This is a genomic window from Xylanibacter rodentium, from assembly GCF_013166575.1.
Lineage (GTDB): Bacteria > Bacteroidota > Bacteroidia > Bacteroidales > Bacteroidaceae > Prevotella > Prevotella rodentium.
Genome location: NZ_JABKKE010000025.1, coordinates 18,595 through 33,916, shown reverse-complemented (window position 1 = coordinate 33,916; position 15,322 = coordinate 18,595). Strand labels below are relative to the sequence as shown.

The following is a 15,322-nucleotide window of genomic DNA, read 5'->3' as shown; positions in this document are numbered from 1 at the left end:
CTGATAATTAATGCTTTTGCCCTTTCAGGGCGAGTGTGTACAATCGTGTTGTTCCCGGGGTGCCGCTACGCTCTGCCCCGGGCTATGTGCTTGCTGCCCCATTCGGGGCGCATCCATCCAAGGCGCACCCATCCTTCCACTCCTTAGGATACAGATTGTTGGAGCTATGTGCCTGTCGCCTTTTTCAAGGCGCACCCATCCTATGTCCAGACGATAATGCAGTTTAATTCTGCTGACTAACTTATAAAAACATGAACCTTGATTATTGCTTTTACGCTTATGACTTTTCTTTACTTTAACATATGTTAAGCGACAACAGAAGTACTATTTCCAGACAAGGCTCCGAAAAACACGATTTTCCGCTCAAAAGGGAAGTCCTGATATTCAGCATGTTACGACAGAGACATTTTGTCAATAAAGCAGAGAGGCCCTTATTACCTTGCAATAACGCCCTTATTGCATTGCGACTACGGCCTTATTGCAATGCGAAACGGCCCTCGCGGGAGTGTCGGGAGGCCCTTACGGCAAATTTTCCATGCAAAAAACGTGTGTCAAGAAAGCAGAGAGGGCCTTACGGCTTTTCTAATTTGAGAAAAAAGAAAAGTTAAAATTTCAGAATTAACATGACAATAATATAGACGAAGCACAGACTTTGCATACTACCCGGTACAATGCCGCAGAACCGACAGTACAACGGCTCTGTAACGAGACCAACACACCGACACAACCATACCGATACTACAACATAAGTAGGTGTTCAAGATTAATCATCATCTTGAATACCTACTTAAAGCCTATTTTTTTGTGTTTTTTATTTTGAATTAACAGAAATATGTGTATCTTTGCATCGACTCAGTTAGTCCGCAAGGGCTTGGGGTTGATACATTTTGGTTAAAAGGACGTTTACGGACGTTATCTTCTACGGTTGAATCTCGCAAATTGAACCAAATATCTAAGAAGATGCGCAACGGTGGAACGTCCATGCTGGGTATATTGTATCCTGTATGTTCGTGCACGTATGTGTATGGATATACTGTTTTATAATATTTCCATGGCGTGGGCTAACTGCGTTGCTTATCCTTAGATATGGGCAATGCGAGAGCCAAACCGTGGGATAAGCGAGAAGTTCAGATACCCACGTCTTTTCATTTTATATAGTTCAGCCGAATCTTGGGATTATCTATAGGCACCGGAAAAGTATAGAAATATATATGTGTCTGCTTGTACATCCGACTGATGTAGAAATACGACAAGTCACAGTAGTGTTTGCAAGCGGGAAGTGATAATACAAATCAAGCAAAGACAAATAATAAGATGAAAAGAGTATTTACCGCAGTATTGGCTGTGTGCATCGGAGGATTGTCCGTTGGTACCGTCGCACAGCCCGACAATTCTTTAGAGAAGAGAGTGTTCAAGCTGAAGTATCAGCCGTCGTTTGTGGACAATTATTCCTACAAGGTATTCTATGTGTCGAACGGCAAAGTGTACAATCTGATGAACTTCGCACTGGCCGAGCGCCTGAAGAACGCGTCGCAGATGGCCTGTCAGCCCGGCGGTGCCACGTGTGCCGTGCTGGTGCGTCAGGGAGAGAGCGAGCTGAAGAAGAAGTTCAAACAGTTGAAGAACAAGGGTGCCGTGCAGGAAAGCAAGGTACAGTCGTGGATAGAAGTCTATGACGCTGAGAGCACCAACAAGACCGTAGCCACCGTCAAGGACGGTACGGACATGCTGAGCATCTGCTATTCGCCCGACGGCAAGTCGCTCGCCGTGGGCACGTCGACAGGCGAGATAAAGTTCTACGACACCAAGCAGTATCAGCCGTATGTGTCTCTCACGGCAGGCATAGCTCCCGGAATGCTGGCTCTGAGCGAGAACAACTATTACGCCGCCGTAGCCTCGGGCACGGGTGTCGAAGTGTGGAACCTTGAGAGCAAGACCCTGCGCACGTCTTTGCAGGCTGCAGCCGAGATCACCTCGATAGCTTTCTCGGGTGACAATTCCATGCTGGCCGTACTTTCTTCCGACGGCAATGTGAATGTATATGAGACACGCGGCTTCACCCTGCGCTACAGTTTCAGCGGCCTGGGCAGCGGCGTGTCGTGCTATTTCCATCCGGACAACAAGTATCTCGGTGTGGTGACCGATGCCAATACCATTGTCTTGCAGAACATTCTCAACACGTCCGACCGTGTGGAGGTGAAGAGCCTCAACGGTGGTGTCACCAACGTACGTTTCGTCCGCGACATCAAGGACGACCGCAAGAGCTTCATGCTGTACCCCTCGGGGATGGGCGTTGTCTTGCAGGCCCTGTCGGGGCTTTCGGCCAACAATCTTCAGGCGCTCACCACCTCAGTCAACGAGAGGATGAACGAGTGGATGAAGATGATGGACGGCGAGAGCATGGACGACTACCGCATACGTGTGAACGACGAGACGCGCGCCAAGCAGCAGCTGGCCTTTGAGCGCGAGGTTGCAACGGAGATGGCCGGCGACATGATTGCCGCACAGACCGTCAAGCTGGGCAACTACAACTCGCAGAAGAGTCTGCTGGCCGTGGAGTTCGACGGCATGCCGTCCATCGCCCTCGACATACCCAAGAACGAGGTGGCCTCGTTCGGCAACGGAGCCGACCTGTCGTTCTCTAACACTGTCTACGGCGTTAACGAGAACGACCAGTTCGAAGTGATATACACCGAGGTACTCAACGCCAAGACCGGCAAGAAATACGTCTATGACAACCTCGACCGCAAGTCGGTCACGGCCATGTCCGTGGACGAGGGCTTCGTGCCGCTCGACCTCGTGCAGCAGTCGAGCATGGAGGAGATGAAGCTCAGGGACATACGCAAACAGGTGGTTGAAACGGCACAGAAAGAGAACAAGATTACGGACAAGACGCAGATAAACGTCAACACCGAGGTGCTCAGCGACGTGGATGCCGCCGGCAACCGCATTATGAATTATAAGGTGAGCTACGGATACGAGGTGAAAAAGGAGTATACCGCACGCGAGGACTTCCCTTCGGGACGTTACAAGACCACCGAGAGCAATGCCGCCATGTCGATGCTTAAGATTGTGAAGCAGGCCTTTGCCACCGACTTCGCGCAGTACATCAAGCCCGGCAAGCGCATACGCATCAAGGTGACGGGCAGTGCCGACGCAGCTCCTATCCTTGGCAAGATAGCATACGACGGCAGCTACGGCGACTTTGCCAACGAGCTGATATACAAGAACGGGCAGCTGGCCAACATCACCGTGAGCAAGGCATCGGGCGTAACCGAGAACGACCAGCTGGCTTTCCTGCGTGCCGTGGGCGTGAAGAGCTACATTGACAACAATCTGACGGCTCTTAAGGACATGATATGCGACTATCAGTACAACATAGAACTGTCGGACAAGACCGGAGGCGAGTTCCGCCGCATCAACGTGGAGTTCCTCTTCATGGATGCTTTCGACAAGTAACGGAACGTGGACTATGAGACACCAGATAATATCTATACTTATTATAGCACTCGCCATGACGGCAGGCAAAGCAGCGGCACAGTCGCCGGCATTGGCAAAGGCCGATGCCGACCTGGCCGCCTTTGTCGCCGGGTATGGCGGGAGCGGAGGCAGCGCTTCGCAGTTCGCGTCTCTGCTGTCCTCCTACCGCGCCTACATGTATGCCGTGCGTCAGGACAAGAACAACCCTACGGCGCTCAACGGCCTGCGCAAGGTCTATCCCTATCTCATAGACGGAGCCATCTTCTTCTCGCAGAACAACCAGCCCGACAAGGCTTTGGAGTATGCACTGGCATACATCGGTCTGCCGCGGATAGAGGCGTTCCGCAACGAACGTTTCGCCCGCAGCGACTACTATCCTACCATCTGCTACTTTGCCGCCACCACGGCCTACAACAACAAGCAGTTTGCCGATGCCATCGACTGTTTCCGCTGCTACATACAGACAGGCGAGCAGAAGAACCTGGAAAACAGCTACACATATATGGCGAGGGCATACAAGTTTGCCGGCGACCTCAACGGACAGCTTGCCGCCATAGACGAAGCACTGAAGGTATACCCCACCACGGCCAACTTCCTCTACGAGGCCATCAACGCCTGCATAGAGCACAAAGCCAACGACAGGCTTGAGACGTATGTCAACCGTGCCCTATCGCTCAACCCCGGCGACATGAAAGTGCTGCCGGTAAAGGCCAAGCTCATGGCCGACAAGGGCGACTATGCCACGGCGCTGCCGCTATACGAACGCCTGTACAAGGCGAAGCCCAACGACTTCAACGTGTGCCGCATGTATGCCACCGTGGCCTACAACCATGCCGCCCAGCTCATCAACGGAGCCAACAGCATAGACAACACCACCCTTTACAGACAGCAGCGGCAGAAGGCCGACACCTATCTTAAAGTGGCGGCGGGCCTCTTCGAGCGCATCGTGACGGTATATCCCGGCGAGGTGAAATACCTTTCGGCACTTGCCGACACCTACAAGTGCATGGGCCGCGACGCTGATGCCGACCGCATTGCGGCCCAGATACGCGCTCAGGGCGGTACCTACGTGGCATCAAACGTCAAGAGCCTCGGCACGCCGTCAGGCTCTCAAGACCGTCAGACGGCCATGTCCTCACCGTCAGCATCTCCATCGGCAGCCGGAGGTGCGTATCGGCAGGGCGGCGGTGTCATGCAGCAGTCAGCCGGTGCCGGTGGTACAATGTCGCTTGCCGACGTTCCCGCTTTCTCGGTATATGCCAAGAAGTATGTCGAGGCAGCCATCAACAAGTGGCAGCTGAAAGACGACTACGAGACTCTCGACGAATACAAGGCCCGTGTGACCGATGCCACGCGCGAGGCGAAAATAAAGGAACTGGCCGCCGTGGCCGAGAGCAACTACATTGCCGAATACGGTGCGCGCGTGGGATGGAACAATCTGCGGCTGGAGCGTTACGACGCCGAGAACGGCGTGTTCCTAATCAAATCGCCCGAAATGGGCGACATGCTGCTGCCCGTGCCGCGCACCAACAACGAGGCACGCCAGTTTGAGGCGCAGTGGAACACGGTCAAGACCGACGACGCGCAGTTCTGCATCTCCGACGACAAGCTCACTTTGGCACGGCTCACGTTCCGCACTAACACCGGAAAGAAATATATATACAACAACAATGCCTCTCTCACGTACCAGAACACACAGATTGACTACAACTTCGAATCGGTAGACATGGCCGCCCTCACAGCGGCATCCGCACAGAAGGCACCGGCAGGCGGAGGGGCAAAGATAGTGAACAGCAGCGTGAGCGTGGGCAAGTCGGACATAGACACCGGCATACCCGTGTCGAAGAAGAGCAACGACAACCTCTTTGCCGTGATAATATCCAACGAGAACTACCGCCGCGAGTCGAAGGTACAGTTTGCCAACAACGACGGCGAGGCGTTCCGCAACTACTGTATCAAGACATTGGGATGCCCCGAGAAGAACGTGCACCACACGGCCGACGCCACTTTCAACGACATGAAGGCCGAAGTGAACTGGATGACCACCGTGGCCAACGCCTACGGAGGCAAGGCGCGCATCATCTTCTACTACGCCGGCCACGGCATTCCCGACGAGGCCACCAAGTCGGCCTATCTGCTGCCGGTGGACGGCTTCGGGTCGGACGTAAGTACGGGCTACAGCCTCGACAAGCTCTATGCCACGCTGGGCGAGCTGCCGGCCGAACAGGTGACCGTGTTCCTCGATGCCTGCTTCAGCGGCTCACAGCGCGACGGCAAGAACATGGCGTCGGCCGCACGCGGTGTGGCCATCAAGGCCAAAAACAGCACGCCCAAGGGCAACATGGTGGTGATGAGCGCCGCCACGGGCAACGAGACGGCCTATCCCTACACAGAGAAAGGGCACGGCCTGTTCACCTACTTCCTGCTGAAGAAGCTCAAAGACACCAAAGGCGACGTGAGCTACGGCGAACTGATAGACTATGTGCACAGCGAAGTGTCGAAGAAGAGCATCGTGGAGAACAACAAGTCGCAGACACCCACTTCGACAGCGGCACCCGCCGTTGAGTCGGGATGGCGCAAATGGAGTTTCAGATAGGCATGTACGGAACTGTCGGGGACCGGCATGCACCGGCCCCTGACAGTTTTAAAAGAAATGAAACAATCAATTTATTATTCATAATTTAAAACAAAGAAATGCAATGAAAAAAAGATTATTGACGACTCTGTTCGGAGTCCTGGCCGTATTTTCATCGGCTATCGCCGATGACGTGAACTACAGCGGCACGGTGGTCTCAAAGAGCGGTGATCCAATCATGGGTGCCACCGTCACCGTTACGGGAACCACTGTCAGTACCATCACCGACATGGATGGAAACTTCTCCATCGTTGTGCCCGACGGATATACCACCGTCACCGTGACTTATTCGGGTATGAAGAAACAGACAGTGGCCATACAGCGCGAGCCGGTAGTGCTCTACGAATCGGCCGAACAAGCCGAGCAGGCACGGCAGCTCGCACTGAAGAATGCTAAGAATACGCTTAAAAAGCCGTATAAGAAAAATGCCTTCAACTTTGAGCTTGGAACAGGCGCCGCAATGGGTAACTGGTATGACGGATTGGATTATTTAAATGGAGGTTTTAATTATGCTTCAGTTAATCTCGGATGGCATCATGGCTTCAGCAAATACATTACATGGGAAGTGATTAATGTCGGAAGTTTTTTCACTACTGACAATTTTGACATGAATCTGGTCAATGCTTATGCCACGACAGGTATCAAGCTGACTACCCCGCGTTGGAAGAAGGTGTCTTTGTCTTATTCATTCAACCTCGGTGTCGATTATGACGGATGGAGCGAATTAGCCAATTTCATGATGAGCCATAAGATAAGTGTCAACTTCGGCAAGTGGTTCTACCTTGGCTTTAAATACAATGTCGTGAATCTCTGTGATGAAGCAAAAGAGTATGCTTACGATTTTGGCGGTAACTATAATAATGGTAGCTATAGCTATAATGAATTCAATGATTATGGCTATGGTGGTTACAAATACGACGGCGACCCGGTTGAAAAGCTGGAAACGGGAAGTTTCATTCTCGGCTTTAACTTCTAACATTACAACATAAACATATAATAAAAAAGACTATGAACAAGTTAGCAACAATGATATTAGGTCTGGTCGGATGCGCTACATTGGCCGTGGCCCAGACAAACAATGTGAAATCTGTTGTAGTGTCGGGAACAACGGGTGAGCCCGTATCCGGAGCTTCCGTGGTAGTTACAGGCACCGACATCGCCACCACCACCGACATCAACGGAAAGTTCTCCATCGACGCACCGAAAGAATATAAGACTCTTACCGTGTCGCACGCCAACATGCAGCCCGCAGTGGTGAACATTCTGCCCGAACCCATCGTCATGAGCCAGGCCAACAGTCTGATGTCAGGATGGGGCGTGGAAGTGGGATTGTCGTCGACCACATTCGGAGGAGACGCAACTGACGGACTGAACCGCCGTGGCGGCTTCACTCTCGGTGTCACCTACGACTATCCCATCCAGGCCGTGCCCAATCTCTCGGTGATGGGCGGACTGTTCTATTTGGCCAAAGGAGCGAAATTCGATGAAGGAGACATGGATATAAAATACAACGCCAATTATCTCGAGCTTCAGGCCACGGCTAAGTATGCCTATACGCTGCCTATACTCAACAACGATCTGAAAGCCTTTGCCCTGGCCGGACCTTACATCGCATACGGTCTTGGAGGCAAGAGCGGCTATCACGATGAGGAAGAATCGACTTTCGATGCGTTCAAACGTTTCGACGCCGGCCTTGTGCTTGGTTTCGGCGTGGAGTACAAGCGCTACTCGCTCACCTGCCGTTGGGGTATCGGCCTGTCGAATATCGTAGATGCCGACAAGGCGATGGAAAGCGATATGAAATATGATTATAACTCAAGCGAATATTACTACGGCAATATGACGTTTGATGAGTACAAAGCAGAATATGGAAGTGAGTACAGTAAAGACGGTTACGATGTCAGCCTCAAGAACCGCAGCTTCATGCTTACCCTCGGCTATCGTTTCTGATGTCCTACTTACAAAAAAAACGGAACAATGAAAAAGACATTCTTGATACTGTCGGCATTGCTGATTACGGCTATACCGATGATGGCGCAAAACAACAAAGACACGTGGAAAGAACGCAAGGAACTGCGAAAAATGTCGCGTGACGCACTGAAAGAGAAAGCATCGAAAGACGCACGTAAGGAAGCCAAGGCTCTGACAAAGGAGGACTGGAAAGCCGCTCCGGGTGCACTGCCGTTGGAACGTCAGCTCGACCGCTCATATATGATGCAGCAGGAGTTTGACGACGACATGTTCCCAAAATATCTGATGGGCGAGGGAATGAGCATCGGCGAGAACTACGACGGCGCAAAGATGCAGGCACTGGAACTGGCCAAGCAGAATCTGGCCGGACAGATACAGACCGAGATTACGGCCCTGGTGGAGAGCAATGTGGCCAACAAACAGCTCAGTGCCGACGATGCCGCCACGGTGACACAGACGGTGATGGGGGCCAAGAATTTCATCTCGCAGAGCATAGGCCGTGTAATCACGGTAGTCGAAGTATACCGCACGAAGAAGAACGGCAACAAGGAAGTGCTTGTGCGTGTGGCTTACAACTCGGCCATGGCCAAGGAGGCCGCCAAGAAAGCGGTGCGCAAGGACTTGGAGAGCAAAGGCGACGACCTGCTCAACCAGCTCGACAAGGCCATGGGGTGGTGATGTCTGCAAGGCACACACATAATCAGAGCATACTATGATTTATCATTAATGCTTCAATATGACAATATTTCATTTCACTTATTTTGCCTCTCCCGTCACTTCCGCATTGCGGAAGCCGGGAGAGGTTTTGTTTTTCCCTCTCGCAATTCTCTTGCTATTGCTCGGTGCGGACAGGTGCATGGCGCAGCGCGTCAAGGAGGTGAGCGCCGAATATACCTACGTTACCTCCGCCGATGTGTCGGTGACCGAAGCCAAACGCACAGCCTTGGAACGTGCGCGGCTGCAGGCTTTGGCCGACGAGTTCGGAACCACCGTGAGCCAGACCAACACAACGCAGATAAAGAACACGTCGGGCGGAAAGTCGTCGCTCGATTTCCTGTCGTTGGGCAGCAGCGAGGTGAAAGGCGAATGGCTGCATGACACCCGGCAGCCTGAATACGAGATAAAGTTTGAAGACAACAACCTCATAGTGCATGTCACAGTGAGTGGCAAGGCCCGCGAAATAGTCTCGGCCGCCGTGGACATTTCGGCTTTCATATTGCGTAACGGGAAAGAGCGCAAGTTTGAAAGCGAAGAGTTCAAGGACGGCGACGACCTCTACCTGTTGTTCAAATCGCCCGTAGCGGGATATGTGGCGGTATATCTTGTAGACGACGCGAAGACGGCCTATTGCCTGCTGCCGTACAGCGGTGACGATGATGGCCAGCAACCGGTGGAAGCCGGTCGCGAATATGTATTTTTCGATTCCGGCAAGGCTCCCGAACCGGAGTTGGCAGCCATCACCGACGAGCTTACCATGACCTGCTCCAAGGCAATGGAACACAACGAGGTGTATATAATCTTCTCTTCCATACCGTTTGTAAAGGCTATGGACGGGCGGGCCGACGAACGTCTGCCGCGCAGTCTGTCTGCCGACGACTTCCACCGCTGGCTCACCAAGAACCGCGTAAAGGACAAGAATATGGTGGTGGTGAACCGACTGATAAAAGTAACCAAGTGATACAACAAAACATCCGATGAAGAAGACACTGACAGCAATGGCCGTATTGATGGCGGCATCCATAGTGTGCACACACGCCCAGACCGGCGACGACTACCGCCGGCAATACGATGAATACAGCCGCACGGCACGACAGAAATACGACAATTTCAGACAGAAGTGCAACGACGACTATGCCCGCTTTGTGGAGCAGGCCTGGCAGAGCTTCAGCAGCCGGCCGGCACTGAAACTGCCCGATGAAGACAAGCCCGTGCCGCCGCGTCCCTACGACATAAGGAACGACAGTATCGACCGCAGGACACCGGTGGAACTGCCCCACGACGAGGTGGTGCCGGCTCCAGTGCCGCAGCCGCAGCCCGCACCCGTGGAGCCGGTGAAAGAACAGCCGGCCCCCGAGACCGTTCCGTTCACATTCACATACTGCGGCACGACGATGAGCGTACGTCTCTCCGACGCGCACCGCTTCACTCTGACCGACTGTTCCGAGAGCAGTGTGGCCAAGGCGTGGAGCCGTTGCTCACAGCCTGATTTCGACAACGTGCTGCGCGACTGTCTGGCCTTGCGCCTTGCCTACGGGCTGTGCGACTGGGCATATCTGCAGATGCTTCGCTGCATGAGCGAGGCCTTCATGGGGACCGGCACCGACGAGGCCACGCTCCTTGCTGCCTACATCTATTGTCAGTCAGGCTACCGGATGAGGCTCGGCCGCAGTGCAGGCAGCCGGCTGTGCATGCTTGCGGCCAGCAGACACAAGATATACGGACGGCCTTATTTCGTTGTCGACGGCGAAAACTTCTACCCCATAGGCAGTGACGAGAGGAATCTTGAGATATGCGGTGCGGCTTTCCCGAAAGAGCAGTCATTGTCGCTCTACATGACTTCTGCCCCGCTTCTTGCCATGAATGCCACCCCGCCCCGCACTCTACAGTCGGAACGTTATGCCGACATGAGGGCGACAGTGAGTGTCAACAGAAACCTTCTTGACTTTTATTCCGGATACCCGGCATCGGAAATATCGGGCAATTTCATGACCCGTTGGGCCATGTACGCCAACACCGCGATGGACAACGCAGTACGAGATTCGCTGTATCCGGCATTGCGCCGTGCCATAGACGGTCTTCCGGCAAAGGAAGCGGCCGAATGTCTGCTCAATTTTGTGCAGACGGCATTCGTATACGAATATGACGAAACTGTGTGGGGAGCCGACAGGGCTTTCTTTTCGGAAGAGACATTGTTTTATCCATACTGTGACTGTGAGGACCGTTCCATCCTGTTCTCACGCCTTGTACGCGACTTGCTGGGCCTGCCGGTCGTCCTGGTATACTACCCCGGTCATCTTGCTTCGGCTGTATGTTTCGGAGACGACAACACGACAGGCGACTACATACGGTTGGGCAACCGTAGCTTTGTAATCTGCGACCCCACTTATATAGGTGCCGGAATCGGTGTTACAATGCCCGGTATGGACAACACCGCAGCCAAGGTTATATTGCTTGAATGATACAGACAGGAACTCTTACCGGATACTGCTGACCGCCGTGAAAATACGCCTGAACGTAACAAACAATTTCATTTATTATTTTGTTCGTAATATGGAATTATTGTACCTTTGTAGTGAAATATTTGATTTAATGAAAAAAGGCAGATATATTTCCATACAGACAATAGAAGAGAACAGTACCTCGTATGCCATATTCAAGGCCCGCTCGGATATGGACAAAGTGATTGCCTCATGTGGCTACACTCCCATCGTTCTTGGCAGCCGTTCAAGGATAGGATTGTTTCGTGTGTTGAAACGGTATTACGACATCTTCAGCCTCAGATTGAAGATAAAGCGCAGGGATGTAGTGTTCTTCCAGTTTCCATGGATTCATAGCAATAAGGATGCTTTCTACAACAACCTGTTCAGGACCGGAGCCAGAATACAATGCGTGATTCACGATATCGATTCACTAAGAAGTGATGACAATGCCAAAAAACTCACTGAGCTGAACGCTCTGAAAAACTGCGAACTTATCATAGCACACACACCGGCCATGAAACATTATCTGGCAGAGCATGGCATCAACGAAGAACGAATAAGACAACTGAACATCTTCTGTTATCTAACTACCGATCCGATACATCACATAGACAACCTAAGCGATGCCGCTGTCATCTTTGCAGGCAATATCCGGAAAAGTCCGTTTGTAAATCATCTGCAACGCATCGCAGGACCACGCCTGCGCTTCAACGTTTACGGCAACGGGGCCGAAGAGTTCAAAGAAAGTGACGGCGTGGAATACAAAGGCTGTTTCTCGCCTGAGCATCCCGGCGTGATAGAAGGCAACTGGGGACTGGTATGGGACGGTGGAAGATTAGACACATGTGACGGTATGTATGGCAAGTATCTGCGGTACAACTCGTCACACAAGGCGGCTCTATATCTGTCGCTTGGCATACCGGTCATACTGTGGAGCCAATCGGCATTGAAAGACTATGTGCTGGACAACAATCTGGGTATAGTCGTGGATTCGCTCGAAGAACTCGCCAATACATTGGAAAACCTGCCGGAAGAGAAAAAGCAGTCTATATTGAAAAGCGTCAAAGACTTTGCCGACGTATTGAGAAACGGAGACACAATACGTCCGATTGTCATTTCAAACATACAGACAATATAACACACCCGATCGTCATGCCAAACTACAACATACGCGAACTGCAATTGCATATAAAAGAAATGCTGATGGCATTTCACAATATCTGTAAGGAACACGACCTGCACTATTATATTCTGTTCGGAACAATGCTCGGCGCCGTCCGTCACAAAGGATTCATACCGTGGGATGACGATATTGATGTAGGATTGCCGCGTCCGGAATACGAAATGCTCATCAGGCATGCAAAAGAATGGTTTCCCGAACCATATGAATTTATCTGTCACGAGACTGACGAGAACTTTCTCGGCGGCATCGGCAAAATGCAGGATGCAAGCACAACACTGATAGAACGGAGCCATGTAAAGTACGTCGGAGGCGTATATATAGACATTTTCCCACTCGACGGAATATCCTCGTCGCACGTGGCACAACGTATACAGTATCTGAAGTATGAGTATTATAAGAAAATAATATATTTCCTGCTGCGCGATCCTTTCAAGCACGGGCACGGACCAAGTTCATGGCTGCCAAGACTTATACACAAGACATATACCGGCAAGGGGGCGATGCGACGGTTCAAACAGGTGATGACACGATATCCATACGACAGAAGCACATGGGTAAGCGCACTCAATGACGGTATGACGAGCGTTATGCCCAAATCTGTCATAGGAGCTCCAACACCTGTTGAATTTGAAGGAGAAACAGTGATGGGGGTAGAAAATGCCGACGATTACCTGACAAGAGAATTTGGAGACTACATGCAGATACCAAAGGAAGAAAACCGCGTGAGTCACAATTTCCATTATCTGGACTTGAAACAACCGTACAAAGAATATCTGAAGCAAAAAGGATTAAAGACATGAACATTGACAACAAAACCATATCAGTAGTGATAAACACCTACAATGCCGAAGAACATCTGCGCGAGGTTCTCGATGCAGTAAAAGGATTCGACGAAATTGTGGTGTGCGATATGGAAAGCACCGACTCTACTACAGACATAGCGCGCAGGTATGGATGCAAAATCGTGACGTTTCCGAAAGCCGGCCACAAAAGCGCCGAACCGGCACGTACGTTTGCCATACAGAGCGCATCGTCGGAGTGGGTTCTTGTGGTGGACGCCGACGAAATCATTTCCGATGCACTACGTGAATATCTATATGACCGGATTGCCGATAAAGACTGTCCGCAAGGTCTGTTCATTCCAAGGCAAGGCATGTTCATGTCACAAATGATGCATCTGTCATATCCGGACTACCAGCTGAGGTTCTTCGTCCGCGAAGGTACCGTATGGCCTCCTTACGTACATACGTTTCCGGTAGTGAAAGGACGTGTGGAAAAGATACCGAGAAGACGGCGCGACCTTGCAATGCTTCACCTGGCCAACGATACCGTACACAGTATATTACATAAAACAAACGAATATACAGACAACGAGGCAATAAAAAAAGCAGCCAAAAACTATGGACTGGCTGCTTTACTGTACCGACCGGCGTTCAGATTCTTCAAGTCGTACATTCTGAAAGGGGCATGGCGCGACGGCAAGGCCGGATTGATAAAGGCAGCACTAAACAGTTTCTATCAGTTTGTGGTAGTAGCAAAGATGATGGAAAACAAGCGCAACAGCCAAAACTGACACGTTCCACACTACATATTCTTGATCTGCTCTTTAAGCCATGAGGAGGAGATACCTTCCGTACGCGGCAGTACCACGACCTCTTTGCCTCTATCACGACACCATTGTATTGCATTCTTGAATCCTGAATGTGTCTGGTCCGGACCTACCACAAATATATCAAAGTCAACCTCACGCACAATATCATTTACATCGCGATAAGAAACCACTTCATCTACAAATCTGACAGCCTTAACCATATACATACGTTCTTCGGTAGAATAAACCAAATTAGCGTCAGGCTTGAATCTGGCCACGACATCCGATTCCTGTACTGCGACAATGAGATAATCTCCAAGTTTGCTGGCACGACGGAAAAGATGTACATGTCCTATATGAAGAAGGTCGTACACTCCTACAGTAAACACTCTTTTTCCTGAAATCATGGCGTCTGTATTTTATTCGGAAACATATTATTGATAAGATTCGTCAGCAGACGGTTGATGTTTGACATCTTTATTCTTACGGGCATCGACATCAACTTCTCCATATCGAGTTGTGCCACTTCGTCTTCCACATTCCGTCCTGCCATATATGATTTCAGAAAGAACTCATGGGCAAAGTCGTTAAATTCGCCCTTGTTACCCCAATAATGGGTTATATAGTCTTCAGCCGGCTTCAGGACGGTTGTCTCGTATAAGGCTATGCTCAGAGAATACTGTTCTATCACTACCCGTTCCACATCATCTTCAAGCATTCCGTCGCATATCCGCAGAGTCAAAGCTACCGTTTCACGCAACTTGTCACGCGGGATGGCCACCACCCCCGCGTTCCACATGTCATGCTGCCTGCCCAATGTAATCCCTCCATATGTATGACCGGCGACTTTCTTCCACATTTTCAAAGACTTGGACTTCATACGGCCGGGATGCCCCTCGTTAAGATGCATCATGCCGCAACCGTTGTCCAAGAGTGTCCTTATCTGTTCAAGATTTCCCGTAAGGACAGTGTCACTGTCAATATACAACAAATGCTCGTCGGGACATAACTTTACAATATGCTCTATAGCCTTTATCTTCACACGCCAGAAGAACCCGTGCCGGCCTTTCCACTCTCTCAACGTATCTTCAGAAACCGTTATCGTCCTCACGGTATCGATACGGCTGTAATACTCCGGATTTGTTGTTATCACATATATCGTATCATTATCTGTGAGTTGCCGCATGAATGAGCGTATGGAGAGATTGGCCTGAACATGGTCATTAAGCCGTCGTCCAAATACGAGGTAAAGTATATTCATT

The 15,322-nt window shown here is 51.0% G+C and carries 12 protein-coding genes; 10 read left to right on the top strand and 2 right to left on the bottom strand.

The annotated features are described in order from the left end of the window. Positions 1-1,314: 1,314 nt before the first annotated feature. The 10 genes from HPS55_RS12195 (at position 1,315) to HPS55_RS12150 (ending at position 14,042) form a co-directional block, all read left to right on the top strand. Positions 1,315-3,459 (top strand): WD40 repeat domain-containing protein, encoded by a 2,145-nt coding sequence (locus HPS55_RS12195; RefSeq protein WP_172174533.1) that lies wholly within the window; start codon positions 1,315-1,317, stop codon positions 3,457-3,459. Positions 3,460-3,472: 13 nt separating this feature from the next. Next, entirely contained in the window at positions 3,473-6,076 is a 2,604-nt protein-coding gene (locus tag HPS55_RS12190; RefSeq protein ID WP_172174530.1) for a caspase family protein, read from the top strand. A gap of 103 nt (positions 6,077-6,179) precedes the next feature. After that, positions 6,180-7,091: a carboxypeptidase-like regulatory domain-containing protein gene (locus tag HPS55_RS12185; RefSeq protein WP_172174527.1), complete on the top strand. Its 912-nt coding sequence runs from the start codon at positions 6,180-6,182 to the stop codon at positions 7,089-7,091. A gap of 32 nt (positions 7,092-7,123) precedes the next feature. Beyond that, on the top strand, positions 7,124-8,065 hold the full coding sequence (locus HPS55_RS12180) for an outer membrane beta-barrel protein (RefSeq protein WP_172174524.1): 942 nt from the start codon (positions 7,124-7,126) through the stop codon (positions 8,063-8,065). A gap of 27 nt (positions 8,066-8,092) precedes the next feature. Next, a complete protein-coding gene (locus tag HPS55_RS12175; protein ID WP_172174521.1) occupies positions 8,093-8,764 on the top strand; it encodes a hypothetical protein in 672 nt (223 codons plus the stop codon). A gap of 58 nt (positions 8,765-8,822) precedes the next feature. Further along, on the top strand, positions 8,823-9,764 hold the full coding sequence (locus HPS55_RS12170; RefSeq protein ID WP_253945775.1) for a DUF4384 domain-containing protein: 942 nt from the start codon (positions 8,823-8,825) through the stop codon (positions 9,762-9,764). Positions 9,765-9,780: 16 nt separating this feature from the next. Further along, on the top strand, positions 9,781-11,265 hold the full coding sequence (locus HPS55_RS12165) for a hypothetical protein (protein ID WP_172174518.1): 1,485 nt from the start codon (positions 9,781-9,783) through the stop codon (positions 11,263-11,265). 130 nt (positions 11,266-11,395) lie between these two features. Next, positions 11,396-12,424: a hypothetical protein gene (locus HPS55_RS12160; RefSeq protein WP_172174515.1), complete on the top strand. Its 1,029-nt coding sequence runs from the start codon at positions 11,396-11,398 to the stop codon at positions 12,422-12,424. A gap of 14 nt (positions 12,425-12,438) precedes the next feature. Continuing rightward, positions 12,439-13,269, top strand: coding sequence for a LicD family protein (locus tag HPS55_RS12155; protein WP_172174512.1), 831 nt, complete (start codon positions 12,439-12,441; stop codon positions 13,267-13,269). Next, positions 13,266-14,042, top strand: a complete 777-nt coding sequence (locus tag HPS55_RS12150; RefSeq protein ID WP_172174509.1) for a glycosyltransferase family 2 protein — start codon at positions 13,266-13,268, stop codon at positions 14,040-14,042. Before HPS55_RS12155 ends, HPS55_RS12150 begins: the two co-directional genes overlap by 4 nt. Before the next feature lie 11 nt (positions 14,043-14,053). Here HPS55_RS12150 and HPS55_RS12145 read toward each other — a convergent pair whose 3' ends face one another. Both HPS55_RS12145 and HPS55_RS12140 read right to left on the bottom strand, forming a co-directional pair. Then, positions 14,054-14,467 carry an adenylyltransferase/cytidyltransferase family protein gene (locus HPS55_RS12145; protein ID WP_172174506.1) on the bottom strand — a complete coding sequence of 138 codons (414 nt, stop codon included), beginning with the start codon at positions 14,465-14,467 and terminating at the stop codon, positions 14,054-14,056. Next, on the bottom strand, positions 14,464-15,321 hold the full coding sequence (locus HPS55_RS12140) for a hypothetical protein (protein WP_172174504.1): 858 nt from the start codon (positions 15,319-15,321) through the stop codon (positions 14,464-14,466). Before HPS55_RS12140 ends, HPS55_RS12145 begins: the two co-directional genes overlap by 4 nt. Position 15,322: the final 1 nt, after the last annotated feature.